Origin of the sequence: uncultured Parolsenella sp., assembly GCF_958346945.1 — a bacterium.
Taxonomy (GTDB): domain Bacteria; phylum Actinomycetota; class Coriobacteriia; order Coriobacteriales; family Atopobiaceae; genus Parolsenella.
Genome location: NZ_CATVTL010000003.1, coordinates 148,973 through 175,130, shown reverse-complemented (window position 1 = coordinate 175,130; position 26,158 = coordinate 148,973). Strand labels below are relative to the sequence as shown.

The window sequence follows — 26,158 nt, the reverse complement described above, 5'->3', positions numbered from 1 at the left end:
GGTGCGCCCACGGGCAATCCCGCATAAGTTCGCCCGGGCCCGCGCGGCCCGCAGCGCAGGAACGATCCATCAGGAGGAACGTTGAAGATCACCGTCACCGCCGCCGAGCCCAAGGACAACAAGCTCGAGGCCACGCTCACCGTCGCCGCTGCCGATGTCGACGCTGCCATCAAGAAGGCCTACAAGGACATCGCCAACAAGTACCGCTTCCAGGGCTTCCGCAAGGGCAAGGCCCCGCGCCCCGTCATCGACGGCCTGGTTGGTAAGGACAACGTCCTGGCCGAGGCCTCCGAGGATGTGCTGAACGAGGCCACGCCGCTCATGCTCGACGAGCTCGACATCGTGCCCGTTGGCCAGCCCACCTACGGTGACGAGCCGGTCCTGGTCTCCGAGGGCTCCGACTACGTGGTTACCGCCACCATCTCGCTGCGCCCGGACTGCGAGCTCGAGAGCTATGACGCCCCCGAGATCAACATGCCGCCCGCCGAGGTCACCGAGGCCGAGGTTGCCGAGCAGCTCGAGACCCTCGTGAACTACCACGCCACCTACGAGGACGCCGGCGACGACTTCGCCGCCTCCGAGGGCGACATGCTCACCCTCGACATCGAGAACGTCGAGAACGGCGAGGACCTCGCCGGCACCGACCGCCCGTTCATGATCGGCTCCTCCACCGTGCCGGCTGCCTTCAACGACGCCATCAAGGGCATGAAGGTTGGCGAGACCAAGGACGTCGAGATCAGCATCGAGGGCGACGAGCCCAAGACCGTCAAGGTCAAGGTCACGCTCAAGAGCGCCAAGAAGCAGGTCGTCCCCGAGCTCGATGACGAGCTCGCCAAGAAGGGCTTTGGCTACGACACCGTCGACGCCCTCAAGGACGCCCTCAAGGAGGAGATCGCCGAGGACAAGAAGGCGCAGCTCCCCAACATCAAGGAGACCCGCGTCATTGAGAAGCTCGCTGAGTCCCTCAAGCTCGACGAGCTCCCCGAGGACTACGTCAAGCAGATCTTCGACGAGATCGCCCAGGACTTCCTCGGCCAGCTCCAGCGTCAGGGCCTCACCCTCGACGCCTGGCTGAGCGCCCGCCGCATCCAGATCAACGACTTCCTCGAGGACCTCAACGCCCAGGCCGCCGAGCGCGCCCGCCAGTCCCTGGCCCTCGACGCCCTCGCCAAGAAGCTTGGCCTCGAGGCCACCGAAGAGGACGTCCGCAAGGAGTTCGAGGATGCCGGCGTCAAGGACGTCGACGCCTCGATGAAGGAGTTCAAGGACGCCGGCCGCATGCCCGCCGTCCGCGAGACCGTCAAGCGCTCCAAGGCCGTCAACTGGCTCGTCGAGAACGCCAAGGTCACCGAGGTCGACGAGATCGCCGAGCGTCGTGCCGCCCGCGAGGCCGCCAAGGACGCCGAGTAGTCGAGCCGCCCGCTCGAGCGCGTCTGCGCCCAATTGGGTATAAACGCCGGGCGGGGGAGTGCCCCCGTCCGGCTTTTTTCTCACGTGACGCCGCACCTGCGGCGTCAGCACAGGCAAGGAGGACCGAATGTTCAGCCCGGTTCACAACATTCCGAACATCCCGTACGTCGTGGAGCAGACGCCGCGCGGCGAGCGCAGCTACGACATCTACAGCCGCCTGCTCAACGACCGCATCATCTTCCTGGGCGAGGAGGTCACGCGCGACTCGGCCAACCTCGTCATCGCGCAGCTGCTCCACCTCGAGGCCCAGGACCCCGACAAGGACATCATGCTCTACATCGACTCGCCGGGCGGCGACGTCTACGCGGGCTTTGGCATCATCGACACGATGAACTACATCAAGCCCGACGTCTCCACCATCTGCGTGGGCATGGCCGCCTCCATGGGTGCTGCCATCCTCGCCTGCGGCGCCAAGGGCAAGCGTATGTGCCTGCCCAACTCGATGGTGCTCATCCACCAGCCGAGCTCGGGCGTCCAGGGCCAGCAGACCGACATCCAGATCGTCGCCAACGAGACCGCCTGGATTCGCCAGCACCTCAACGAGATGCTCTCCGAAGTCACCGGCCAGCCCTTCGAGCGCATCAACCAGGACACTGAGCGCGACAACTACCTGCGCGCCGAGCAGGCCTGCGCCTACGGCCTGGTCGACAAGGTCATCAAGAGCCGCGCCGACGCCGCCAAGGAGGAGTAGCCCGTGCCTAGCTACCGCGACCCCGAGAACCCCGAGGGCGTCCGCTGCTCGTTCTGCGGCAAGAGTCGTGACCAGGTGCGCAAGCTCGTCAAGGGTCTCGACGGCGTCTACATCTGCGACGAGTGCATCGACGCCTGCGCTGGCATGGTCCACGACGCGGGCGACTACATCGACCCCTACGGCACGTCCGACGTCGAGGACGAGCAGCCCACGCTGCCCATCACGAACCTTCCCACGCCGCACGAGATCTACGAGGAGCTCTCGCAGTACGTCATGGGCCAGGAGGACGCTAAGCGTGCGATGAGCGTGGCCGTCTACAACCACTACCGCCGCGTGCTCTACGGCCTCGAGGACGAGCACTACGAGGACGACTACGAGCGTCTCGAGGCCAGTGCGCACGCCGCCGGCGCCGACTCCGTGATGGACCACGAGCAGGTCGAGCTCGCCAAGAGCAACATCTTGCTGCTGGGCCCCACGGGCACGGGCAAGACGCTGCTGGCCCAGACCCTCGCGCGCTTCCTCGAGGTGCCGTTCGCCATCGCCGACGCCACGACCCTCACTGAGGCCGGCTACGTGGGCGAGGACGTCGAGAACATCCTGCTCAAGCTCATCACTGCCGCCGACGGCGACGTCGAGCGCGCGCAGGTGGGCATCGTCTACATCGACGAGATCGACAAGATTGCCCGCAAGGCCGAGAACCTCTCGATCACGCGCGACGTGTCCGGCGAGGGCGTGCAGCAGTCGCTGCTCAAGATCCTCGAGGGCACCATCGCGAGCGTTCCGCCCCAGGGCGGCCGCAAGCACCCGCAGCAGGAGCTCATCAAGATCGACACGACGAACATCCTGTTCATCTGCGGCGGCGCCTTCGTGGGCCTCGACAAGATCGTGGCCGACCGCGTGGGCAAGAAGGGCATTGGCTTTGACTCCGAGCTCGCGACCAAGGTCACCGAGTCCGAGGACGAGCTCATGGGCGAGGTCACCCCGCAGGACCTGCACCGCTTTGGCATGATCCCCGAGTTCGTGGGCCGCATCCCGGTTATCTGCTCGACGCGCCAGCTCACCGAGGACGACCTCGTGCACATCCTCACCGAGCCGCGTAACGCCATCGTGAAGCAGTACCGCCGCATGTTCGAGCTCGAGGGCGTCGAGCTGGAGTTCGAGGATGACGCCCTGCGCGAGATGGCCCACCTGGCCCTCGAGCGCAAGACCGGTGCCCGCGGCCTGCGCGCCATTTGCGAGAAGACGCTGCAGCAGACGATGTTTGACGTCCCGAGCGACCTCACCATCTCGAAGGTCGTCGTGACCAAGGCCTCCGTGGACGGCGACGAGCAGCCCAGGCTCGTCCACACCCACAAGGCCGGCCACCGCGCAGAGTAGCGGGTGGACGCGTCGCTCCTGGTGGGGCAGGCCTCGACCGTCCTCACCGTTCCGGTTGTCATCGACTACGCGTCGGTGGTCGTCGGCGTCCTCACGGGGGCGCTGTTCGGCTGCCGGCGCAAACTCGACGTCGTGGGCGTCACGGTGGCGGGCTTTCTCACGGGCTTCGGCGGAGGCATCGTGCGAGACCTGCTGCTGGGCGCCCAGGACGTTTACTTCATGTCGCACCCCGACCTCATCTGGGTCTCGTTTGCGATCTGCCTGCTCACGTTCTACTTCCGCGGGATCTTCCTCGACCTCAACCGGTCGATCCTGCTTGCGGACACTCTGTCGGTGGCGCTCTTTGCGCTCGCCGGCTCGAGCAAGACGTTTGCCTTTGGGCTCGACCCGCTCTACGTGGTGATCATGGGCGTCATCACGGCGGTGGGCGGAGGGGCCCTGCGCGACTCGTTCACGGGCATCACGCCGGCCATCTTCCATGGGTCCAACTACTACGCGATGGCCTGCCTGGGAGGCTCGTGCGCGTTCGCGGCCCTTGCGTTCTCGGGGGTTAACCTTGTGGTCGCGGGCTTCGCGTGCGTGTTTGCCGTGCTCCTGCTGCGCTACCTGTCGATTCGCTTCGACTGGCGCACGCGCGAGGAGGCCGACTTCACGCCCCGTGTGGCCCAGGCCGCCCGCACGATGCGTCAGCGGCTGCGCACGCGCTCCCGCTCGCGCTCGAGGCGCCGCAGGTAGGCGCGCTTCCGCTGCGGATGAGTTGGGGCCGGCTGGGTCGCCCGCGTGGGCGCACTGCGGCTTGCGGGGTCCTGCGTACGGATGGGCTGCCGGCCCCGCGCATCTCTCGCACGACACAACATATGACGGGGACGTTGGCGTCCGGGCACTCCACTTGGCTGGATTGCCCGGACGCTTTTTGGTCGCGACAATAGAGGGCTGTGAACCAAAAGGTGAAAGGTCTTGCATGTCGGTCGATCTCAAAGCCATCAGTAAGAGAAACCTCGCCCGCGACCTTGGGCTCATTGCGGTGGGCTCGCTGTTGTTCGCGGTGGGCCTCAACTGCTTCATGGAACCCAATGGCCTGGCGCCCGGAGGCATCTCGGGCCTGGCCATCACCCTGCGCGCCGCGGTGCTCGCCCTGGGCGGCCCCAACCTGCCCGTGGGCATGCAGACCCTCGTGATGAACGCGCTGCTCATGATCGTGGCGGCGCGCGTGGGTGGGGCGAGCTACGTGCTGCGCTCGCTTGCGGGCATCGTTCTGTCGAGCGTGTTCATCGACCTTCTCGCGCCAGTGCTTCCGGTTCTGGCCTCCGACGACCTGCTGCTTGCGGCCCTGTGGGGAGGCGTGGTCTGCGGCGTGGGGCTGGGCATCGTGTTTCGCGCGGGCAGTAACACCGGCGGCACCGACATCATCTGCCAGATCCTCGCGCGCCACACGCCCATTCCCGTGGGCACGTGGGTCACGATCACCGACCTGATGGTCGTCGCCATCTCTGCCTCGGTCTTCTCGCTCGAGAACGCCATGTACGCCACCATCGCGATGTTTCTTATGGGTAAGGTCATCGACATGGTTATCGACGGCCCCAGCCGCGAGCGCGTGGCGTGGATCATCTCGCGCGAGCAGGAGGCCATCGCCCGCTCGATCCTCGACGACCTCGACCGCGGCTGCACCGAGGTGCTGGCTCGTGGCAAGTACACGGGCGAGAGCCGCCCGATGCTCTTTGTGATCCTGGGGCGCGAGGACGTGACGCCGCTCAAGACGATCGTGGCCGAGATCGACCCCGACGCCATCGTGGTCATCACCGAGGCGCACGAGGCCTTTGGCGAGGGCTTCCGCAAGATCGAGGGCGACCGCGGGCTGTAGCGCCTGCGTTCCGACGACCGAGCACCCACTTCTGCGTGCCGGCAGAGTCGAGCACCCACATTTACGTGCTAGCAGGCCGCTGAGCGCGTAAATGCGGGTGCTCGAATGATTGGGCGCGGTGGTGGCCTGAGCCTCGTGGCCTAGCTACTTCTGCCGCCTCGCTACTCGCTGGGCCAGACGAACTCGCTGCGCCCGGCCTCGCCGCCGTCGACGAGGAGGTTCTGCCCCGTCATGAACCGGTTCGTGACGCCTACGAAGTAGACCCACTCGGCAATCTCGGCGGGCGTGGCCCAGCGGCGCAGCGGCGTGAGGTCCATGATGCGGCCCCACATGCGCTCGTCGTCCATTACACAGCGGTTGAGCTCGGTGAGCACACCGCCGGGGTCGACGCTGTTGCAGATGGCCTGCGGGGCCAGGCGGTTCGCGACGTTCTTGGTGTAGGCGAGGATGCCGCCCTTCGAGGCCGCGTAGGCCGGAAACTCCGAGCCCGTGTGGCCGCTGGCAGACCCCACGTTCACCACCGAGCGGATGCGCGGCGCGGGCGTGGCGGCGAGGCCCTCGCCCACGAAGGCGTAGGCCTCGGTGACGTTCATCGTGCCGATGAGGTTCACCGCGATGTCGTCCGCAGAGCCCTGAACGCCGGCGTTGTTGACGATGAGCTCGGGATCGAGGTTGGCGGGCAGCTGGTTCTTCTCGGCAACGTTGGCGAGGAAGTGCTGGTAGTGCTCGTGCTCGATCGTCGAGGGCTGGATGTCGATGCCCCAGACGCGGTGCCCACGCTCAAGGAAGAGCCGCGCGCAGGCAAGGCCAATCCCCTGCGAGGTGCCGGTGATGAGGACGTCCACTAGGCCCGCGCCTCCCTCTCGCTGGCATGAGTCCTCACGTACTCCTCGCCCACGCCCTCGCGCTCCCAGGCGCTCGCGACCCTGAAGCCAACGGGGGAGAGGAGCACCTCGCAGGCGAGCTCGGCCAGGGCTCCGGTGACGGAGCAGGTGAGGACCTGCAGCCAGGACCAGCCAAAGAACACGTGGGAGACGACGATGGCAAAGACGAGGTTGTCGACGAGTTGTCCCACGCCTGTGCTCACGTAGCTGCGCAGGGCGAACGTGGCGAAGCTGCCGTTGTCGGTCAGGTGGCCAATGAACTGGTTCACGTGGGAGTTGACGAACGACGAGCAGAGCATTGCGAGCGAGCTGCCGAGCACGACGTACCACGAGCCGCCGATGGTGGCGTTGAGCGCGGCGTTGACCTCGAGCGAGCCCGTGTCGTAGTAGGCGCCCCACATGCCGGGGGCGAGGCTCACGAGCCAGAACAGGGCGCTGACGGCGAGGTTGATGCTAAGGGCGAGCAGCGACACCCTGACGGACGCCTTGGGCCCGAAGCGCTTGCAGATCATGTCCATGCACAGGAACGACACCCACGAGAGGGTGAAGCCGCAGTCGAGCGCGAGCCACGGGAGGCTGATGAGCTCCTTGTTCGCGAGCAGGTTCATTAGGATGACGCTCACCACGAAACAGGTGACGGTGGCAGACGGGATGCTGCGCAGCAGGACCTTGTAGTCCTCAAGGGTACGACGGAACATGTCTTCTCCTTTGGTTTTAGCTTGTAACGCGCTGGATATCGGAACCGAACAGCGCGGGCGCTCCTTGGCGGCGCCGGCGAACCATCATAGCGCAGGGCGGGAGTGCTAGGGAAGTGTGGACGGTGTGGGGCGAGCGCCGGCGCGGTTCGTGTGCCTACGACTCGCCTCCCTGGCATGGGCGGGTTGCTAGTCCTGCTCGGCCACGACGCGCTCCATCGCGGCGACGAAGCGGGCCACCTGCGGGGAGGGGTTGGGCGGGTAGCACAGAAAACATGGCACCTGGATGCCGCAGTCGAGCGGGATGCCCACAAAGCCGGGGTGCACCTCGGACCACGCGCCGCTCGTGAGCACGCCGTCGCCACGCTCCTCGGCCTCGTTGAACAGGGCAAAGTCAAAGCTGTCGGCCTCGATGACGCGTACGTCGCGGTCGATGGCGAGAAGGTCGCACAGCTGGTCGGTGGCGTCGTTGCCGTGGCGCAGGATGTGGATGCTCATGCCGTCGAGGTCGTCGAGCGTGAGGCGCTTGCGGTCTGCGAGCACGTGGGTGCGCGGCACGTCGATCTTGAAGGGTGTCGTGAACAGCGGCAGAAGGCGGCACGAGCCGCCCCAGCGAAACGTCGAGTAGCTCGACTGAACCACGTCGACCTCCTCGCCCAGGCGCGTCATGACGCTCGTGCGGGGGTCGTAGAGGTCTCCCACGGTCACGATCTCGAGGCGCAGGCCGCTCTCGCGCTGCTGCACGCTTGGCCACATCGAGAGGGTGTTGCGCCCCGGGCACATGAGCGACACGCCCAGGCGCACGGCCTCGCCGCCGCTGTCGACCTCGCGGGCGCGCCGCAGGGCCGCCTCGCTGCGGCGTATGATCTCGCGGGCGTCCTCGACGAGGCGGGCACCCGCCGGCGTGGTGCGCACGCCCGCGTGGGAGCGCTCGAACAGGGTCACGCCATGCTCGGCCTCGAAGCCAGAGACCTGCTTCACGAGCGCCGGGGTCGAGATGCACAGGCGCTCGGCCGCCCTCGAGAAGCTTCCCAGGCTTGCGGCGGCGACGATGGCGTCGAGTCTTCTGTCGTACACGAATGCCTCCCATAGTGCGATAAAAGCGCAGCTCACGAATGGTATAAACCTGTGGTTATCACAATTCTAACAATTGAGTAATTCACGCGCGAGGTTTGTCTCGGTAGCGTTTATCTCGTCTTTTGTATGGGCGGGACGCATGTCCCCGCCCGCGGGCGGGCCAGGGGGCTGGCGTACGCGCGGGTGCGAAAGAGGAGGAAACGTATGAACAACTGGCTTAACCTCGAGGGCGAGGTCTGCGCCGTCACCGGAGCGCTCGGTGGCATGGGCGTCGAGATCTGCCGCGAGTTCGCCCGCAACGGCGCGAACATCGTGCTGCTCGACCTCGACGAGGAGAAGGTCAAGGAGGCCGCCACGGCGCTGTCCGAGGAGTTTGGCGTCCACGCCGAGGGCTTCCGCATGAACGCCTGCAGCGAGGACGAGGTCCAGGCTGCCGTTGACGCCACGATCGCCGCCTTTGGCCGCGTCGACGTGCTCGTCAACACCGCCGGCATCCTGCGCTTCGCGCCGATGGAGGACCTGCCGCTGTCCGACTGGAACGACGTCATCAACGTCAACCTCACCGGCTACTTCATCACCTCGCAGCGTTTTGGCCGCGAGATGATCAAGGCCGGCCGTGGCCGCCTCGTGCACATCTCCACGGTCGCCAGCCACTCGCCCGAGACCTTCTCCGGCGTCTACAGCTCCACCAAGGCCGGCGTCAACATGCTCTCCAAGATGCTCGCCGTCGAGTGGGGCCCCTACGGCGTGCGCTCCAACTGCGTCGAGCCGTGCTTCGTGAAGACGCCGATGAGCGCAAGCTTCTACGCCGACCCCGAGGTCGAGAAGAGCCGCAGCCGACTCATCGCCACGCGCCGCATCGGTGAGGTGTCCGACATCGCCAACGCCGTCATGTTCCTGGCCTCCACCCGCTCCGACTTCACCACGGGCGACGCCATCAAGGTCGACGGCGGCTTCTCCAACATGATGGGCGACCTCACCGCCAAGCCCGGCGGCCGCCGCGCCTTCGCCGAGAACTACCTCAAGGGCCGCGGCGTTGACCTGTGGACCGACGAGGCCGGCGTCAAGACCCCGTCCGACCAGTAGGTTCTTTGCCCCTTGGGACGATATAGCCCGGAGCTTTATCGTCCCAAACCGCAGGAAACGTGGGACGAAATTGCTCCGGGCTAATTTGTCCCATCTTCGCTAACCAGATCAGAAAGGCTCGAATGGCTTCCGAGAACTCCAACAAGGGTCGTGGCGTCGTCCTCACCGCCGCCTGCGTCACCATGTTCTTCATCAGCTCCATCGCCCTGTACTCCGTCGTGAGCAAGAACCTGCTCGCCGTCTACCCCGACTGGTCGGGTGCCCTCACCTGGGCCTTCCCCGTCTTCCAGACGATTATGGCCGTCACCGGCATCTTCGCCGGCCGCATCTCCGACAAGATCGGCCCGCGCAACGTCGTCATTGCCGCCGCCGTCTGCTATGGCGTGGGCTGGTTTATGTCTGGCACCGTGACCGCCCCGTGGCAGTTCTACCTGTGGTTCTCCGTCGTCGCTGCCATCGGCAACGGCTTGGGCTACAACCCCGCCCTCACCACGGGCCAGAAGTGGTTTATCGACAAGAAGGGCCTCGCCTCCGGCATCACCCTGGCCGCCTCGACGGCTGGCCCCGCCGTGCTGTCGCCGGTGCTCGCCTCGCTGCTGATTCCCAGCCTGGGCATCTTTGGCGCCCTCAAGGCCCTGGGCGTCATCTTCTTCGTGACGATTCTCGTCTCGGCCCTGTTCCTCAAGGCCCCGAAGGCCGGTTGGCTGCCCGAGGGCTACGTTGCCCCCGCCGCCGGCGCCCACGCCGGCACCTTTGGTGACCTCACCCCCGGCGAGATGGTCAAGACCCCGCGCTTCTGGGTCCTCATCGTGACCTTCGCCTTCGCTGCCACCGCCGGCACCCTGCTCGTTGGCAAGGTTGCCTCGATCAGCGCCGTGCAGCTCTTCGACGACCCCAACTCCGCCGCCGCGGTGGCCCTGGGTGGCCTCGTCGTCACGGTGAACACCTGCGCGAACCTCGTTGGCCGTCTCTCCTTTGGCCAGATCATCGACAAGATCGGCGCCTACAAGTCCCTGCTCGTGAGCCTCGTCGTGACCATCGTGGCCCTCGTCATCATGTCGATGAGCTTCACGCAGGCCATATTCTTCGTGGCGCTCGCCCTGCTTGGCTTTAGCTTTGGCGCCCTGCTCGTCATCTATCCGCCGCTGACCGGTGGCGCCTTCGGCACCTCCAACCTGGGCGTCAACTACGGCATCATGTTCCTGGGCTACGCCGCATCCACCTGGATCAGCCAGCCCATCACCGCCGTGCTGTACCACGCCGAGGCCGGCAACGCCGCCTACCAGCAGTCCTTCTACGGCGCCATCGTCATCGCCGCCGTGGCCGTTGCCCTCACCGTCTACATGATGGTCTCCGACAGCAAGAAGAAGGCCCAGGCCTAGGGCTTGCCCCGTTCCATTCCGCGTGCCCGTGCTCGCACCTCCCGCTCGGGTATGCACGCACTCTCTCCCCGGTCGGCCGATAGCCCCTCGGCCGACCCCCGCAGGTAACCGGTGCCGCGGGCGCATGAACTCGCGGCACCGTACGATGCTTAAGGAGGCATCCATGTCCAATCCCGTTCGCATTGCCGTCATCGGCGCCGGTGCCATGGGCCGCAATCACATCCGCTTCGTGACCGAGGAGCCCGAGGCCGAGCTCGTCGCCATCGCCGATGCCTTCGAGGGCGCCCGCGCCGCTGCCGACGCCGCCGGCGTACCCTTCTTCACCGACCCCGCACAGATGATGGACGAGGTGAGCCCTGAGGCCGTCATCATCGCCACGCCCAACGGCCTGCATCTCTCCGTTGCCCGCGAAGCCATCAAGCGCAACATCGTCCCGCTGGTTGAGAAGCCCATCTCCGACAACCTCGAGGACGCCGAGGCCTTCGCCGCCGAGGCCGAGGCCGCCGGCGTACCCGTGCTCGTGGGCCAGCACCGTCGCCACAACCCGTTCGTCAACAAGGCCAAGCAGATCATCGAGAGCGGCGCGCTGGGCAAGCTCACCGTCTCCTCGTTCCACTACATGATCTACAAGAACGACGAGTACTTCGACGTCGAGTGGCGCCGCAAGAAGGGCGCCGGCCCCATCCTGGTGAACCTCGTCCACGACGTCGACCTGCTCCGCTACCTGCTGGGCGAGCCCGTTGCCATCCAGGGCATGCAGTCGAGCGCCGCCCGTGGCTTCGAGACCGAGGACTCCGCCGTTGTGAACGTGCGCTTCGCCGACGGCTCGCTCGCCTCGATGACCATCTCCGATGCCACGGCCAGCCCCTGGAACTGGGAGGCCACCGCTCGAGAGGACCCGCAGTACCGCCCGTTCGACGCCGACGCCTACTTCATCGGCGGTACCAAGGGTGCCCTGTCGCTGCCGCGTCTGCAGGTCATGAGCTATGACGGCGACTCCAGCTGGCACAAGCCGCTGCAGATGGAGCAGCCCGCCGTTGATCCGGCCCTGCCGCACAAGATGCAGCTCAAGCACTTCGTGCGCGTCGTCCGCGGCCAGGAGGCCCCCGTCGTGACGCCGGCCGACAACGTCAAGACGCTGCGCGCTCTCAACGCCGTGAAGCGCGCCGCCGAGACGGGCGAGCTCGTCGAGCTGTAGGGCTTTGACGTTGCGAGCTTGCGACCCATAGCATGCCGCCTGGGGCGGGAGGAACGTTTCCTCCCGCCCCTCTTTTGTGTGCGTCGATGGCTGGGGCGCTGCCAGATGTCTCAACCGCGGCTGTGGCTACGGCGAGTAATTTAACGGATAATTCCCATTTGGTTGGGCGGCGTGCCGTATACTGTGCATAAGCCAGTCTCAAGTATATGGGGGACGTCATGATTCCAGATGAGCTGATCGTTGTTTCGCAGTCGCTCCTCCTTACGATGACGCCGTGGCTGCTGCTTCTCATTCCTCTCTACTTTGTCGTGAGGAGTGCCGTGCGCTCGGGGGTCAGGCAGGCTCTGAAAGACGGCCCGTACAAGAAGGACTCCCCGAAGGACCCCGAGGACACGGGGGAGCGTCTGTAAGCCCGGCTGTCGTGCCAAGACACGCGCCGCGAGGCCAATTCCTACCTGGGAGCGGGGTGACAAAGGGTTCTGACCCCTTTGTCGCGGGCGTTGTGTAATTCGCGGATAACGGTGGAGGGGAAGAGGAACCTGTCATGAGGTTCTGCGCCCTTCTCGCGCTATTCTCGGACATAAAATAATGCAGCAAAACTGGGACAATAGGTCTCCGGGGACTATTGTCCCACTGTGCCGTCTGGCGAATATGTTGTAGGCGTGCGGCTATAACGGCTCACTCATTGTTAGGCTTGCATACATTGGGTAAGCGCCGCGGGGAGGCAAGCTTGGCTCTCACGCTAGGGAGAGGAACGCATATGACCCAGGTTCAGGAACTGCCGCGTACGTTCGAGGAGTTCAACGAGCAGCGCAAGGCGAGCTTCATTCGCGTCAAGGACTTCAAGCAGGCGGGCAACCGCATCGTGGGCTACCTGTGCAGCTATACCCCACTCGAAATCATCGACGCGGCGGGCGCCTCGAGCGTGGCCCTCTGCGGTACGTCCGACGAGGTCATCCCCGAGGCCGAGCGCGTCCTTCCGGCCAACCTCTGCCCGCTCATTAAGTCGACGTATGGCTTTGCCTACTCGCAGAAATGCCCGTTCACGTACTTCTCCGACATGATCATTGGCGAGACCACCTGCGACGGCAAGAAGAAGATGTTTGAGCTGCTCGGCGAGCTCAAGCCCGTGCACGTGCTGCACCTGCCGCAGAGCCGCGAGCGCGCCTACGAGCGCGAGGGCTGGCGCGAGGAGTGCCGCCTGCTCAAGGAGCGCCTCGAGGAGCTCTACGGCATCACGATCACCGACGACGACCTGCGCGAGGCGGCCCGCCGCCGCAACCGCCTGCGCGCCGCCCAGCTCAAGATGTTTGAGCTGCAGGCCCAGCAGCCGTCCGTGATGGGCGGCGTCGAGCTCATGAGCACGATGTTTGCCGGCACCTTCAGCTTTGACCTCGAGAACTTCACCGCCCAGGTGGAGCAGAAGGCCGCAGACCGCCAGATTGCCTACGAGGCCGGTGAGCGCCCCGTCAGTGCGGGCGCCAAGCGCATCCTCATCACGGGCTGCCCGGTGGGCGGCGTCATCAACAAGATCGGCCGCACCATCGAGAACAACGGCGGCACCGTGGTCTGCATGGACGACTGCTCGGGCGAGCGCACCTGCCGCATGATGGTCGACGCTGAGGCCGACGACATCCTGGGCGCCATCGCCGACCGCTACCTCGACATCAACTGCTCGGTCATGACGCCCAACGACGGGCGCATGGACAACACCCTTGCCATGTGCGAGAAGTACCACGTCGACGGCGTGATCGAGAGCGTGCTGACGGCCTGCCACACCTTCAACGTCGAGAGCGCCAAGATGCAGAGCGCCGTCGAGGGCGCGGGCATCCCGTACATGAAGATCGAGACCGACTACAGCACGGGAGACCAAGGCCAGATCGACACGCGCATCGCCGCGTTCATCGAGACGCTGTAGGAGGCGCGCATGCGGGGCATTGGCGTAGACATTGGCTCGACGGCTACCAAGGTTGCCGTGATGGAGACGGGCGAGCTTGCGCAGACGCTGCTCATGCCCACGGGCTTCTCGTCGGTCGACGCGGCCGGGCGCGTGAGGGATGCGCTGGCCGAGAAGGGCGTCGACGTGGCGGCCGAGGACGTGCGCGTGGTGGCCACCGGCTACGGGCGCATCGCGGTGCCCTACGCCACCAAGGTCGTGACCGAGATCACCTGCCACGGCCTGGGCGCGGCGCACCTCTTTGGGACCGACGGCACCGTCATCGACGTGGGCGGCCAGGACACCAAGGTGATCCAGCTTGCGAACGGGCGCGTCACTAAGTTTGCGATGAACGACAAGTGTGCGGCCGGCACGGGGCGTTTCCTCGAGGTCATGGCAGACCGCCTAGGCATCGACCAGGTGGAGCTCGCGAGCCTGGCGCGCGCGGGCGAGGACGTCAAGATCTCGAGCATGTGCACGGTGTTTGCCGAGTCGGAGGTCATCAGCCTCGTGGGTCGCGGCGAGCCGCGCGAGAACATCGCCCACGGCATCATCGAGAGCGTGGTCTCGCGCGTGGCGTCGCTCGCGGGCCAGGGGTCGCACGCCCCCTACTTCCTCACGGGGGGACTCTGCGAGAACGACTACGTGGTGGAGCGTCTGGGAGCGCTTCTGGGCAGCGAGGTCACGACCTGCCCCGAGGCCCGCTACGCCGGGGCAATCGGCGCCGCGCTCAAGGCCTGCGAGCTGTAGGTTCTTCTCGGCAGCTTGAGACGTAAGAAGGCCGGGGTGGCCGCTCTTGTGCAAGCGGCCACCCCGGCCATTTTGAGTGGGACAGTTGCTCAGGCAGGTATTGTCCCAGCTAGTTCACGGAGACACCTCCGTCGACCTTGACGCAGGCGCCGGTCATGAACGAGGCCTCGTCGGAGGCGATGAACAGCACGACCGAGGCGAGCTCCTCGGGCTTGGCCTGACGGATGTCGGAGTCGAGGCCGGCCATGGCGCGACCCATGCCAAACTGGTTGATGCCGGAGCCTGCCATCATCGAGTCGGCGATCTCGGTCTCGACGCCGCCCGGGCAGACGGCGTTGCAGCGGATGCCGGAGTTGGCGTACATGTAGCCGGTGTTCTCGGTCATGCCAACGAGGGCGTGCTTGGAGGCCGTGTAGGCCACGCCGGCGCGAGCGCCGTTGGTGCCGCCGATGGAGGCGACGTTCACGATGCTGCCCTTCGTCTCCTGCTCGAGCATGACCTGGACGGCCTTGCGCATGGCGTACATCGGGCCCTTGACGTTGACGGCGAAGACCTGGTCCCAGCGCTCGTCGGCGATGTCGGCGATGGGCTCGAAGCCGTCCATGATGCCGGCGTTGTTGACGAGGATGTCGAGCTTGCCGGTCTGGGAGACGGCGAAGTCGACCATGCCCTCGTTGGCCTCGCGGCTCGAGACGTCGCCCACATAGGGCAGGACCCTGCCGGGAAGGCCGGCCTCGGCGACCTCGGCGGCGAGCTGCTCGAGGCGCTCGGCGCGGCGGGCAACGGCCACGACCGTGGCGCCCTCCTTGGCGAAGTCGTAGGCGATCTGGCGGCCCATGCCGGCGCTGGCACCGGTGACGACGACACTCTTACCCTCAAAGCGCATGACGAATCCCTTCTGTGGGGTCACGGACGCCCCTGTCCGCGACATTAATATGTTAAGTATCAAGAAATAGGAACGCCCGCCCATCCTGGGTTGGGTGGGCGGGCGCCTATGAGGGCTAAGCGGTTGTGCGTAGGCCGCTGGGACGATAAAGCTCCGGGCTATTTCGTCCCAAACTGAGACATTGACCTACGGGGTCGCCGCCCCGCCTGATGGCTACTGTCCCAACTTGTCGCGTGGAGCCTCCACGGTACCACGGTGTGGGGCCTGTCTCTTCTTATGTAAACGTGCTAGACTGGGCCGCGATCTAAAGGGGAGCTGGCGGCACGCCGGCTGAGAGGGGCCCATCCCGGTCCGACCCTTGACCTGATCTGGGTAATGCCAGCGTAGGGACCCCAAACGTGCGCGTATGAGGCTCCCGCCAATGGCGAGGGCCTTTTTGGTCCTCGCGGAAAGCGAGGTTTGCATGGAATGTAGCGTAGCCATCCAGGTGCTGCCGATGGACTCGGCCACCGACGAGGACACGATCCGCGTCGTCGATGCCGTGATCGCCAAGATCCAGGAGTACGACGTCAACCCCTACGTGGGCCCGTTCGAGACGGCCATCGAGGGTGATTACGACACCTGCATGGAGGTCCTGCGCCAGTGCCAGCTCACCGCCGTCGAGGCGGGGTGCGGCCAGGTCATGACCTACGCCAAGATCAACTATAAGCCGGGCGGGGCCGTGCTCTCGACCGAGAAGAAGGTTGGCAAGTACCACGAGCAGGAGCAGTAGGGCCATGGCTCGTCGCGCGCCCGCCCGCTGGGTTGCCCCCACCATCACGCTCGTGGCGCTTGTCGCCCTCTGGCAGCTCGTCTGCTCGGTGGGCCTCGTTCCCAGCTACCTGCTGCCCAGCCCGGTGCAGGTGGTCGAGGCCCTCGTGGCAGACCTGCCCCTGCTGCTGAGCCACTCGGTCACCACCATCGCCGAGGCCGTCATCGGCCTTGCCCTGGGCGTTGCCGTGGGCTTCGCGGTGGCGGTGCTGATGGACCGCTTCGAGGTGGTCTACCGGGCACTCGATCCCATCGTGACTGTCTCGCAGACGATCCCCACCGTGGCCATCGCGCCGCTGCTCGTGCTGTGGTTTGGCTACGGGCTCATGCCTAAGGTGCTGCTCGTGGTGCTGGGGACGTTCTTTCCCGTGACCGTTTCGCTCGCGAGCGGCTTCAGGAGCGTCGACCCCGACGCCATCGATCTCATGCGCTCGATGGGTGCCAGTCGCGCGCAGATATTTCGCTATGCCAAGCTGCCCGCCGCCATGGGGCAGTTCTTCGCGGGTCTGCGCATCAGCGCCACCTACGCGGTGGTGGGTGCCGTGGTCTCCGAGTGGCTCGGCGGCTTCGTGGGCCTGGGCGTCTACATGACGCGCGTGCGCAAGTCCTACTCGTACGACAAGATGTTCGCCGTGATCCTTATCATCTCGGCACTGTCGCTCGCGCTCATGGGCCTCGTTTCGGCCCTGCGCCGTGCGTGCATGCCGTGGGAGAGGGTAGAGAGGAAAGACCAGTAATGACTATGAACAAGCTCGTCTCGCGCCGCGGCTTCGTTGCCGGCGCTGCCGCCGTCTGCGCCGCCGGCCTTGCCGGATGTGGCGCCTCGGGTGCCGCCGCCCCCGCGACCGACGCCGCCTCCACCGACGCCGCCGCGACGTCGGGTGACCTCACCAAGCTCACCTTCGTGCTCGACTACACGCCCAACACCAACCACTCGGGCGTCTATGTGGCCATCGCCAAGGGCTACTACGCCGACGAGGGCCTCGAGGTCGAGGTCGTCCAGCCGCCCGAGGACGGCGCCGACGCCCTGGTGGGCACCGGCAAGGCCCAGGTTGGCATGAGCTACCAGGACGTCATGGCCAACTACCTTGGCTCCGATGACCAGCTGCCCGTGACGGCCATCGCCGCCACCATCCAGCACAACACCTCGGGCATCATGAGCCGCGCCGGCGACGGCATCACGCGCCCCAAGGGCATGGAGGGCAAGCGCTACGGCACCTGGGACCAGGACGTCGAGAAGGCCATCATCAAGAGCGTCGTCGAGACCGACGGCGGCGACTTCTCCAAGGTCGAGCTCGTGCCGAGCGGCGACGAGGTGAGCGGCCTCAAGGCCAACCAGTTCGACTGCGTGTGGGGCTACGAGGGCTGGGGCCTGCAGAACGCCAAGGTCCAGGACTACCCCTGCGACTACTTCTCGTTCCGCAGCATCGACTCAACGTTTGACTACTACACGCCAGTCGTCGTCGCGAACAACGACTTCCTCGCCCAGCAGCCCGAGGTGGCCCGCGCCTTCCTGCGCGCCACGAAGAAGGGCTACGAGTACTGCGTGACCAACCCCGACGACGCCGCCCAGATCCTGTGCGACGCCGCCCCCGAGACCGACGCCGAGCTCGCGAAGGCCAGCGCCGAGTACCTCGCCGACCAGTACACGGCCGACGCCTCGAGCTGGGGCATCATCGACCCGCAGCGCTGGGCCGCGTTCTACACCTGGATGAACGACAACCAGCTCACCCCCGTTGCGCTCGACGTCAACGGCGGCTTTAGCATGGACTACCTGGAGCAGTAGAGATGGATCTTCGAGACACGCAGAAGGTCGCCACGGCTGGCGCGGACGGCGCGGCCGGCGCTGCGGACGGACGCGAGCCCGCGCTCGTCGTGCGCGACCTGACCCTTGCCTGGACCGACGGCACCTCGCCCACGGTGGCCGACGTGTCGCTCGAGCTCGCGCCGGGCGAGATGGTGTGTCTCGTGGGGCGTTCGGGCTGTGGCAAGTCGACGCTGTTCCACGGCATGGCGGGCCTCACCGAGCCCGTCTCGGGCAGCGTGCTGCTGCATGGCGAGGACGTCACGGGCAAGCCGGGGCGCATCTCGTACATGCTGCAGAAGGACCTGCTGCTGCCCCAGCGCACGATCATCGACAACGTGTGCCTGCCTCTATTGGTTGCGGGCACGCCCAGGCGCGAGGCGCGCGCCAAGGCCGAGCCGCTCTTTGGGCGCTTTGGCCTCGAGGGTACGCAGGACAGCTACCCGGCCGAGCTCTCGGGCGGCATGCGCCAGCGTACGGCGCTCCTGCGCACCTACCTCATGGACAACGACGTGGTGCTCATGGACGAGCCGTTCAGCGCGCTCGACGCGCTTACGCGCCGCGACATGCGCGCGTGGTTCCTCTCGATGGTGAGCGACCTGGGCATCTCGTGCATGCTCGTGACCCACGACGTCGACGAGGCCGTGGAGATGGCCGACCGCATCCTGGTGATGAGCGGCGCCCCCAAGGAGGGGCGCCCGAGCAAGATCGTGGGCGAGGTCGATGTCGCCTGCGAGCGCGAGGGACGTGGCGAGTGGATGCTCACGCCCGAGTCGCTCGCGACGAAGCGCCGGGTGCTGGAGCTTCTGGGATAGCGCGTGGGGCGTGCTTCTCGGCAACGCGTACGTAAATGACGAGAGGGGCCTGCCTGGTCTGGCGGGTCCCTCTCGCTTTGTCTGTTGTGACCTTATCGGCCTTTTGCCCTACTCGATGTGGAAGTCTGCGGGGAAGTGGATGAGCCCCTGGTGGCGAATCTCGTCGCAGATGGCCAGGGCGTCGAGCGTGACGTCGGTGAAGCTCGAGGCGGCGCCGGTGGGGGCCATGCTCGCGCCCCACAGGGTGTCGATGCGCTCGCCGTTTACGAGGCTCACGAAGTCGCGCACCTCGTGGACCATGTTGTTGGCGCATGGCTCGATGGTGAGCCTCTCGGTGACGTTGCCGACGCTGTTGGTCGTGGTGGTCGCGGCACCGCGGATGGCCTGGCCGCGCACCATGACCTCGGCGGACTGGGGCACGCTCATCGCGTCGAGCGTGAGGGTGCCGAGGTCGCCCTCGATCTGGCAGGGGAGCAGGTCGGTCGAGATCTTTGAGTAGGCGATCTCGACGACGAGGCCGGGCGTGCCGGAGTGCCTGCCGTAGCTGCACAGGACCGAGCCCGCGCCGTCGATGACGCCACCTGTCGACTCGGTGCGGGCGTCCGAGATGAGCGTGGGGGCGGCGACGATGCGGTCGGGCGCGCCAAAGAGGGCCACCATGGGCTCGATGCAGTAGACGCCGAGGTCCATGAGGGCGCCCGAGGCCATCTTGGCGTCGAAGATGTTGGTGTGGCGGCCGGCCTTGACGTCGTCGTAGCGGCTCGAGTACTTGCCAAAGCGGAAAGTGGCGCGGCGCAGCTGGCCCAGCTTGGGCAGGGCCGCCCAGATCGTGGCCCAGGCCGGGTCGTGGACGGGGCGCATGGCCTCGAGTGCCAGGACGTGGTGGAGCTCGGCTGCGGCGTAGAGCGACTGGGCCTCGTAGCGGTTTGAGCAGAAGGGCTTCTCGACCAGGACGTGCTTGTCTCCGCGCACGCAGGCGAGGGCCTGCTTGTAGTGCAGGGCGTTGGGCGTGGCGATGTAGACGGCGTCGACGTCCTTGCAGTTGGCGAGCTGCTCGAGCGAGGTGAAGGGGCGCGAGCCGCCGTGCCTCTCGGTGAACTCGCGCGCGCTCACGGCGTTGCGCGAGAGCGTGCCCACGTACTCGATGCCCTCGACCTGGCCTACGGCGTTGATGAGGTCGTCGCTAATCATCGACGTGCCGATGGTCGCAAGTTTGATTGTGTCGCTCATGATGGCTCCCCTGGTCGTTATCCTTCCGAGTGCGATTCTATGGCCTGGGGGAGCCGTGGGCGTCGGCGTATTTGCGAGTGGTGGCTGCTAAATTATTTCTCGTAAATGGCTTGCGCGAGTGCGGGTGTATACGGTATAGTCTGTCTTCGCTGCGGCACGCCACGTGTGCGGCGGTCATGGAGTTGCCAGCTTAGCTCAGTTGGTAGAGCACCGCTCTCGTAAAGCGGGGGTCACCAGTTCAAGTCTGGTAGCTGGCTCCATCGAAATTCGCAGGTCAGGGGACATATCCTCTGGCCTGTTTTTTGTGTCGCGATCGTCTGTTTTTGCCCAGAGGGGTGAAATTTCACTCCGCGTCCATGTCCTCGCCTGTCGTTTCTTCTCGTCCTAAGCATTCTCTTGCGTGCCTATTGCGCCTTGTTTGTCCGTTCGCGTGCCCAACGCGACTAGATGGCGGCTCTGGAGGGTCGGTTTAGTCGCGTTGGGCACGCAATGCCGCTCGATTGTCGCGTTGGGCACGCAATCCTGCTCGATAGTCGCGTTGAGCACGCGAGGCAGCCCTGCGTGCTCGCGGCACACCCGCCATGCCCAGTGGTCCCCCCTAAACATCCTGCTAGAATAGGTCATCGTTGACCATGCGACCACGGGAGTGACTATGCCTCGTCCTGAGAGAATCGACTGCGTCCTGTTCGACTGCGATGGCGTGCTCATCGACTCCGAGCCCATCGCCGCCCGCCGCAACGTGGTGATCTTTGGCGAGCTGGGCATCCCCGCCACTTTTGAGGACTGCCTTACGATGTGCGGCCAGGACGGCAAGACCACAATCCCGGCCATCGGCGCCAAGTACGGCGCCGACGTCACGGCCGACGAGTTCGCCGCCAAGAAGACCGAGTGCATCGAGCGCGGCCTCATCGACAGGGTGAGCTACAACAACCCCGAGGCGGCCGCCCTGCCCGGCATTCACGATGTGCTCGCGCGCCTGCGAGCCGCCGGCGTGCGCTGCGGCCTCGTCTCCACCACGGTCTCGAGCCACATCCTCGTGGGCCTCGACCGCTTTGGCCTGGCCTCGTGCTTCGACTGCATCATCACCGGCGACATGGTCGAGCGCCACAAGCCCGACCCCATGCCCTATGCCACGGCCATGGAGTACCTGCACGTGGACCCCGCCCGCACCGTGGTGGTCGAGGACTCGCCAGCGGGCATTCGCTCGGGCCTCACCGCGGGCTGCTACGTGCTGGGCTTCACCGGCTCGGCCTACGTCAAGCAGGACGTAAGCGCCGCTAACGAGGTGCTGCTCAGCTATGCCGACTTTGACCTGGTGTAGCCCGTGAGCTCAAACGATTCCGCCAACAACTTCATGTTCGAGAAGAGTGCGGCCGAGAAGGGCGCGCCGGGTGCTGCCACCGCTCACGTGGCCGAGAAGGTCGTGGCCGAGAAGGGCGCCCGTGCGGGCCGCCTCGTCGACGCCCCCTGGTTCAACAAGCTCCTCATTGTTGCCTGCGCCCTTGCCTGGGGCTTCTCGTTCTTCGTGATGAAGGACGTCACGGCGCAGTTCCCGGTGTTCTGGCTTCTGCTCGTGCGCTTTGGCCTGTCGGCCCTGCTCATGCTCGCCTGTTTCTGGCGGCGCATCTGCGGCAACCTCTGCGCGCCGGTCGTGCGCACGGGCGTGCTCCTTGGCGTGTTCTACGGGCTTGCCTACGTGTTCCAGACGTACGGCATCGTCTACACCACGCCAGGCAAGAATGCGTTTCTCACTGGTGTGTACTGCGCGCTCGTGCCGCTGTGCGCGTGGGCCCTGGGGCAGGGCAGGCCGCGCCGCATGAGCGTGATCGCCGCGGTCGTAACGCTTGTGGGCGCGGGGTTCGTGGTGCTCGACCAGGGCCTGCCGCTGAACGTTGGCGACGGCCTCACGCTCGTGGGCTCGGTCTTCTATGCGCTCGAGATGGTGGTCGTGGCGCGCGAGGGACGCGACCGCGACGTCTGGGCGCTCACGTTCTGGCAGTTTGCGACCGTCGCCGTGATGATGGCGGCGGGTCACCTGCTGGTCGAGACGGCGCCCTCGGCCGCCTCGTTCACGGCGGGCAACGTCGTGGCGCTCGTGTTTCTTGCTGTGGTGTGCTCGTTTGGGTGCCTGGCGCTGCTCAACTACGCGCTTACCAAGGTTGACCCGGCGGCGGGCTCGCTGCTCTCGAGCCTCGAGAGCCCCAGCGGCGTGGCCTTCTCGGTGGCCTTTGGCTACGAGACGCTCACGCCGCGCCTGCTCGCGGGCTTCGCGCTCATCTTCCTTGGCATCGTCCTGTCCGAGGTGGGCGAGAAGCTCGTCCTCATGCTGCCCGGCCGCAGCCGCGGGTAGCGCTGCGTGGCGAGGCGTGGCCACCTCTCCCTTAACCACAGATTCCTAGGAATATGCGCTTAAGGCTGTCCGCTAAATATGGTTAACGTCATTTTCCTAGGAAAATGAGAAGAGAAACGCTGGGATGAGAAGAGAAACGCCGGGGGAGGTTGGGCGCCTTCCCCGGCGTTCTGCGTTCGGACGATGTACTGGGCTCGCGGGCGGCCGCGCGGTCGATGGCGCAGGCCCTCGTCCTGTGCTCCCGGAGTCCAGCGGAGACCATCGCCCCGGCTGCGCGGTCGATGGCGCAGGTCCTCGCCCTGTGCCCCTTGCGCGTTTCCGCACGTGACAAGCTCGAGAAGCTCGGTGGCGCGGGAGCCCCCGTTCTGCGTCCCTACGCCAAGCTGGTGGCGAGCTCCAGCAGCTCGGTGACGTCGGCGGCTTCGGTGGCCCAGGAGCACACGAAGCGGATGACGCGGTGGTCGTCGGGCAGCACGTAGAACGTCTCGCAGCCGCAGGCCTTCTCGAACGCCTGCTCCTGCGCCTTGCTTACGGCAACAAACACCTGGTTGGAGGTCGAGTTGCCGTAGAGCTCAAAGCCCCTCTCGACCAGGCCCTCGCGCAGCTGCTGTGCGCATTCGTTGGCATGCGCGGCCAACTGCCAGTAGAGCGCCTCCTCGCCGTCCTGCTCGGCAAAGGCGGCCTCGAACTGCGCACCCAGCAAAAAGCCTTTGGCGAGCAGGCCACAGCGCTCCTTCTGCAGGTAGGGGAAGGCCTCGCGCAGGCGCTCGGCCGCCGCTCCGTGGCCGCAGATCACGACGGCCTCGCCCATGAGCATGCCGTTCTTGGTGCCGCCGATGTAGAAGGCGTCGACCTTGCTCGCGATGTGGGCGAGCGTAAGGTCGTTGCCGGGCGCCGTGAGGGCGCTGCCCAGGCGCGCGCCGTCCAGGAAGATGCCCAGGTCGTGGCTGCGGGCCCAGTCGCAGATGGCGTCGAGGCGCTCGGCGCTCCAGACGCCGCCCAGCTCGGTGGTGTCGGTGATGTAGATGGCCGCGGGCCTCGTCATGTGGCGGCCCGTCGAGGTCTGCGTGCACCAGACGCGCTCGGCCGCCTCGGGCGTGAGGAAGCCGTCGGCGTCGTCGGTGGGCAGGGCGGTGCGGCCGCAGGCCATGAGGGCGCCCGTCTCGTGCACAACGATGTGGGCGTCGGGCGTGCAGATGACGCCCTCCCAGTCGCGCAGCATGCCGTTCAGGCAGATGACGTTGGCGCTCGTGCCGCCAATGCAGAACTCGACGGTGGCCTCGGGCGTGCCGCAGGCGGCGCGAATGAGCTCGCGGGCGTGGTCGCAGTGCTCGTCGCCCTCGGTGTAGCCAACGTTTTGGTGGCTGCCGGCGGCCACGAGGGCCTCCATGATCTGGGGCGCGGCGCCCTCGGAATAGTCGTTGCGGAACAGGTGCATGGCGTCTCCTCACTGTTTGGCTTGGGCGGTAGCTATGATAGCGCGCCCGCGCCCGGCGACGCGCCCGTCCGTGGCGGCGTCAAGGCCGTGGAAGCGCCCGTCTGTGTTCCCACCAAAGCCTCGTACGCGCCCGCCTATGCCTCCGCCAAAGCCGCGGACATGTCGCCCGCCCCCGTGCTGCGGCGCCCGCCCCCGCGCGGTATACTCAACAGGTTAAACCGCGACTGAGAGGGACGTGCAATCATGGCTAACAAGGCGGAAGGCACCGAGGACCTGTACGGCGCGCGCATGCGTGCCTGGGAGCGCATGCAGGCCGTTGCGCGGCAGACGTTTGCGCCGTACGGTTTTGCGGCCATCGAGACGCCGGCGATGGAGCAGGTCTCCACGTTCGTGCACGGTATCGGCGAGTCGACCGACGTGGTGCGCAAGGAGATGTTCCGCGTCTTCTCAGGCGCCCTGCTCGATCGCGTCTTCGCGGCCGGCAACGACGCCGGCCTCAAGCCCAAGCAGCGCCTCGCCATGCGCCCGGAGGGCACGGCTGGCGTGGTGCGCGCCGCCGTCGAGAACAACTTCGTGCCGCAGGGCGGCGCCCCGGTGAAGCTGTGGTACGCGGAGCCGATGTTCCGCGGCGAGCGCCCGCAGAAGGGTCGCCTGCGCCAGTTCCACCAGGTGGGCATCGAGTGGCTGGGCGCGCCCGACCCCGCGGCTGATGCCGAGTGCATCATCATCCTCATGGACTTCTACCGCGCGCTGGGCATCGACCCCTCTCACCTGCACCTCGCCATCAACTCGATGGGCGACGCCGCGTGCCGCCCGGCCTATCGTGAGAAGGTGCGCTCCTTCATCCTCGACCACGCCGACGAGATGTGCGACGAGTGCCGCGAACGCGCGGAGATAAACCCCCTGCGCGCCTTCGACTGCAAGAACGACCACTGCCGCGAGGTCATGGCCGCAGCCCCGCTGGCCCATGAGAACCTATGCGAGGAGTGTGCCACCCACTACGAGCAGGTGAAGCGCTACCTCGACGAGGCGGGCATCGCCTACGAGGAGGACCCGACGCTCGTGCGCGGCCTGGACTACTACACGCGCACCGTCTTCGAGGTCGACTACACGCCCGACCCAGCGATTGGCGCCATTGGCGGCGGCGGCCGCTACGACGGCCTGATGGAGCTCGAGGGCGGCAAGCCCACTCCGGGCATCGGCTTTGCCGTGGGCTTCGAGCGCGTTATGCTGGCCCTCGAGGCCGAAGGTGTGAACCTGGGCGGAGGCGAGCCGGGCTGCGTCTACGTGGCCGGCACCGAGGCCGACCTGCGCCCCGCCGTCTTCACGGCCACGCTGGCGCTGCGCCGCGCCGGCATCCGCACCGAGGCCGACTACCAGGGCCGCTCGCTCAAGGCCCAGTTCAAGCAGGCCGACAAGCACGGCGCCGTCCTGTGTGTGGTGCTGGGCCCCGAGGAGGTCGAGGCCGGCACCGCGACCATCCGCGACATGAAGACCCACGAGCAGGTGAGCGTGCCCGCCGCCGAGCTCGCTGAGCGTGTGGCCGAGCGCCTCGCCCAGGCCTAAGCCTCGTGAGCTCGCAAGATAAGACCAACGGGGGAGTCGGCGTCGCGCTTGCGGCGCCGGCCCTCATCTATGAGGACGAGTGGCTGCTCGCGGCCGACAAGCCCGCCGGCGTCATCGTGCATGGTGACGGCACAGGTACCGCCACGCTCACCGACGCCGTGCGCGCCCACCTCCTGGACGAGGGGCGCGAGGAGGCCGCCGCGCAGCTCCAGGCCGTGCAGCGCCTCGACGCCGACACGACGGGCCTCGTGCTGTTCTCGCTCTCCAAGGAGGCGCAGCCCAGGCTTGACGCCCTCGTGGCGAAGCACGACGGCATCGAGAAGCGCTATCTCGCCATCGTGCGCGGGGAGGTATCGCCCACGCTCACCCGCATCGACACCGCTCTTGCCCGCGACCGCCATGACGCACGTCGCATGCGCGTCGACGCCCGCGGCAAGCCCTCGCTCACGCTCGTGCGCCCGCTCGACGTCGCGGGTCCGCGTCGCGCCCGCGTGAGCCTGGTCGAGCTCACGCTCAGGACCGGGCGCAAGCACCAGATCCGCGTGCACCTCGCAAGCCGCGGCTATCCCATCCTGGGAGACGCTCTCTACGGCGTGCCGGCAGACCGCTCCGGTCGCGCCCCGCTCATGCTCCACGCCGCCTCCGAGGCGCTCACGCATCCCGTCACGGGCAAGCGTCTTGAGCTTGCCGTTCCGTATCCCGAACGATTTGCCCCTTATTTTTCGAGGTAACGGGCCTTTTCGTGTGGAATGGGCGAGAAGCGCAAATGAGGGACACCCCAGCGCGCATCCGCCCAAGTTGACTGCTAATATATGGTCGTTTGACTGAGGCGCGCCTGGGGAGGCGCGTGAC

Annotated in this window: 25 protein-coding genes, 1 tRNA gene and 1 riboswitch; of the genes, 20 read left to right on the top strand and 6 right to left on the bottom strand. The window is 66.5% G+C overall.

The features are described 5' to 3' along the window. The first annotated feature begins 81 nt into the window (after positions 1-81). From tig to Q3866_RS03650, 5 genes are all read left to right on the top strand, one after another. Positions 82-1,410 (top strand): trigger factor, encoded by a 1,329-nt coding sequence (gene tig / locus Q3866_RS03670; RefSeq protein ID WP_293673845.1) that lies wholly within the window; start codon positions 82-84, stop codon positions 1,408-1,410. 127 nt (positions 1,411-1,537) lie between these two features. Next, entirely contained in the window at positions 1,538-2,161 is a 624-nt protein-coding gene (locus Q3866_RS03665; RefSeq protein WP_301829703.1) for an ATP-dependent Clp protease proteolytic subunit, read from the top strand. Between the two features lie 3 nt (positions 2,162-2,164). After that, the gene (clpX, locus tag Q3866_RS03660; RefSeq protein ID WP_301829701.1) at positions 2,165-3,538 is read left to right on the top strand and encodes an ATP-dependent Clp protease ATP-binding subunit ClpX; all 1,374 of its coding nucleotides are present in this window, start codon (positions 2,165-2,167) and stop codon (positions 3,536-3,538) included. 3 nt (positions 3,539-3,541) lie between these two features. Then, positions 3,542-4,273: a trimeric intracellular cation channel family protein gene (locus Q3866_RS03655; protein ID WP_301829699.1), complete on the top strand. Its 732-nt coding sequence runs from the start codon at positions 3,542-3,544 to the stop codon at positions 4,271-4,273. Between the two features lie 226 nt (positions 4,274-4,499). Beyond that, a complete protein-coding gene (locus tag Q3866_RS03650; protein ID WP_301829697.1) occupies positions 4,500-5,399 on the top strand; it encodes a YitT family protein in 900 nt (299 codons plus the stop codon). A gap of 161 nt (positions 5,400-5,560) precedes the next feature. Here the strand turns inward: Q3866_RS03650 and Q3866_RS03645 are convergent, their stop codons facing one another. The 3 genes from Q3866_RS03645 to Q3866_RS03635 form a co-directional block, all read right to left on the bottom strand. Then, on the bottom strand, positions 5,561-6,244 hold the full coding sequence (locus Q3866_RS03645) for an SDR family NAD(P)-dependent oxidoreductase (RefSeq protein WP_301829694.1): 684 nt from the start codon (positions 6,242-6,244) through the stop codon (positions 5,561-5,563). Further along, complete coding sequence (locus Q3866_RS03640; RefSeq protein WP_301829693.1) at positions 6,244-6,981, bottom strand: VUT family protein; 738 nt, start codon at positions 6,979-6,981, stop codon at positions 6,244-6,246. The genes Q3866_RS03645 and Q3866_RS03640 overlap by 1 nt, the downstream gene beginning before the upstream one ends. Positions 6,982-7,167: 186 nt before the next feature. Next, positions 7,168-8,055 carry a LysR family transcriptional regulator gene (locus Q3866_RS03635; RefSeq protein WP_301829691.1) on the bottom strand — a complete coding sequence of 296 codons (888 nt, stop codon included), beginning with the start codon at positions 8,053-8,055 and terminating at the stop codon, positions 7,168-7,170. A gap of 204 nt (positions 8,056-8,259) precedes the next feature. On the opposite strand from Q3866_RS03635, the gene Q3866_RS03630 reads away from it, so the two are divergent. The 6 genes from Q3866_RS03630 (at position 8,260) to Q3866_RS03605 (ending at position 14,407) form a co-directional block, all read left to right on the top strand. After that, entirely contained in the window at positions 8,260-9,141 is an 882-nt protein-coding gene (locus tag Q3866_RS03630) for an SDR family NAD(P)-dependent oxidoreductase (RefSeq protein WP_301829689.1), read from the top strand. A 122-nt stretch (positions 9,142-9,263) separates the two neighbouring features. Continuing rightward, positions 9,264-10,523 (top strand): MFS transporter, encoded by a 1,260-nt coding sequence (locus Q3866_RS03625; protein WP_301829687.1) that lies wholly within the window; start codon positions 9,264-9,266, stop codon positions 10,521-10,523. 163 nt (positions 10,524-10,686) lie between these two features. After that, positions 10,687-11,721 (top strand): Gfo/Idh/MocA family protein, encoded by a 1,035-nt coding sequence (locus Q3866_RS03620; protein ID WP_301829685.1) that lies wholly within the window; start codon positions 10,687-10,689, stop codon positions 11,719-11,721. A 218-nt stretch (positions 11,722-11,939) separates the two neighbouring features. Continuing rightward, positions 11,940-12,131 carry a hypothetical protein gene (locus tag Q3866_RS03615; protein WP_301829683.1) on the top strand — a complete coding sequence of 64 codons (192 nt, stop codon included), beginning with the start codon at positions 11,940-11,942 and terminating at the stop codon, positions 12,129-12,131. A gap of 350 nt (positions 12,132-12,481) precedes the next feature. Beyond that, complete coding sequence (locus tag Q3866_RS03610) at positions 12,482-13,639, top strand: double-cubane-cluster-containing anaerobic reductase (RefSeq protein ID WP_301829681.1); 1,158 nt, start codon at positions 12,482-12,484, stop codon at positions 13,637-13,639. Between the two features lie 9 nt (positions 13,640-13,648). Further along, the gene (locus tag Q3866_RS03605; protein ID WP_301829680.1) at positions 13,649-14,407 is read left to right on the top strand and encodes an acyl-CoA dehydratase activase; all 759 of its coding nucleotides are present in this window, start codon (positions 13,649-13,651) and stop codon (positions 14,405-14,407) included. Positions 14,408-14,516: 109 nt separating this feature from the next. Here Q3866_RS03605 and Q3866_RS03600 read toward each other — a convergent pair whose 3' ends face one another. Next, on the bottom strand, positions 14,517-15,317 hold the full coding sequence (locus Q3866_RS03600) for a glucose 1-dehydrogenase (protein WP_301829678.1): 801 nt from the start codon (positions 15,315-15,317) through the stop codon (positions 14,517-14,519). 284 nt (positions 15,318-15,601) lie between these two features. Continuing rightward, positions 15,602-15,683, top strand: a riboswitch (TPP riboswitch). Positions 15,684-15,756: 73 nt separating this feature from the next. Between Q3866_RS03600 and Q3866_RS03595 the strand changes: the two genes are divergently transcribed. Genes Q3866_RS03595 through Q3866_RS03580 form a run of 4 tightly spaced genes read left to right on the top strand, consistent with a single transcriptional unit; the run spans position 15,757 to position 18,722 of the window. Next, the gene (locus Q3866_RS03595; protein WP_293824812.1) at positions 15,757-16,065 is read left to right on the top strand and encodes an MTH1187 family thiamine-binding protein; all 309 of its coding nucleotides are present in this window, start codon (positions 15,757-15,759) and stop codon (positions 16,063-16,065) included. A gap of 4 nt (positions 16,066-16,069) precedes the next feature. Further along, positions 16,070-16,840, top strand: coding sequence for an ABC transporter permease (locus tag Q3866_RS03590; RefSeq protein WP_301829675.1), 771 nt, complete (start codon positions 16,070-16,072; stop codon positions 16,838-16,840). After that, the gene (locus tag Q3866_RS03585; protein WP_293672992.1) at positions 16,840-17,889 is read left to right on the top strand and encodes an ABC transporter substrate-binding protein; all 1,050 of its coding nucleotides are present in this window, start codon (positions 16,840-16,842) and stop codon (positions 17,887-17,889) included. The genes Q3866_RS03590 and Q3866_RS03585 overlap by 1 nt, the downstream gene beginning before the upstream one ends. Before the next feature lie 2 nt (positions 17,890-17,891). After that, the gene (locus tag Q3866_RS03580; RefSeq protein WP_301829672.1) at positions 17,892-18,722 is read left to right on the top strand and encodes an ABC transporter ATP-binding protein; all 831 of its coding nucleotides are present in this window, start codon (positions 17,892-17,894) and stop codon (positions 18,720-18,722) included. Between the two features lie 108 nt (positions 18,723-18,830). Here the strand turns inward: Q3866_RS03580 and Q3866_RS03575 are convergent, their stop codons facing one another. Continuing rightward, positions 18,831-19,952 carry a Gfo/Idh/MocA family protein gene (locus Q3866_RS03575; RefSeq protein ID WP_301829670.1) on the bottom strand — a complete coding sequence of 374 codons (1,122 nt, stop codon included), beginning with the start codon at positions 19,950-19,952 and terminating at the stop codon, positions 18,831-18,833. Positions 19,953-20,136: 184 nt separating this feature from the next. Between Q3866_RS03575 and Q3866_RS03570 the strand changes: the two genes are divergently transcribed. From Q3866_RS03570 to Q3866_RS03560, 3 genes are all read left to right on the top strand, one after another. After that, positions 20,137-20,212: transfer RNA gene (locus Q3866_RS03570), tRNA-Thr, on the top strand. Between the two features lie 392 nt (positions 20,213-20,604). Beyond that, the gene (locus tag Q3866_RS03565; RefSeq protein WP_301829668.1) at positions 20,605-21,273 is read left to right on the top strand and encodes an HAD family phosphatase; all 669 of its coding nucleotides are present in this window, start codon (positions 20,605-20,607) and stop codon (positions 21,271-21,273) included. A 3-nt stretch (positions 21,274-21,276) separates the two neighbouring features. Then, positions 21,277-22,302 carry a DMT family transporter gene (locus Q3866_RS03560; protein ID WP_301829666.1) on the top strand — a complete coding sequence of 342 codons (1,026 nt, stop codon included), beginning with the start codon at positions 21,277-21,279 and terminating at the stop codon, positions 22,300-22,302. Between the two features lie 373 nt (positions 22,303-22,675). Here Q3866_RS03560 and Q3866_RS03555 read toward each other — a convergent pair whose 3' ends face one another. Then, on the bottom strand, positions 22,676-23,740 hold the full coding sequence (locus Q3866_RS03555) for a low specificity L-threonine aldolase (RefSeq protein ID WP_301829664.1): 1,065 nt from the start codon (positions 23,738-23,740) through the stop codon (positions 22,676-22,678). A gap of 243 nt (positions 23,741-23,983) precedes the next feature. On the opposite strand from Q3866_RS03555, the gene hisS reads away from it, so the two are divergent. Together hisS and Q3866_RS03545 are read left to right on the top strand one after the other, a co-directional pair. Further along, positions 23,984-25,306, top strand: a complete 1,323-nt coding sequence (hisS, locus tag Q3866_RS03550; protein WP_301829662.1) for a histidine--tRNA ligase — start codon at positions 23,984-23,986, stop codon at positions 25,304-25,306. 5 nt (positions 25,307-25,311) lie between these two features. Beyond that, positions 25,312-26,037: an RluA family pseudouridine synthase gene (locus Q3866_RS03545; RefSeq protein WP_301829661.1), complete on the top strand. Its 726-nt coding sequence runs from the start codon at positions 25,312-25,314 to the stop codon at positions 26,035-26,037. Positions 26,038-26,158: the final 121 nt, after the last annotated feature.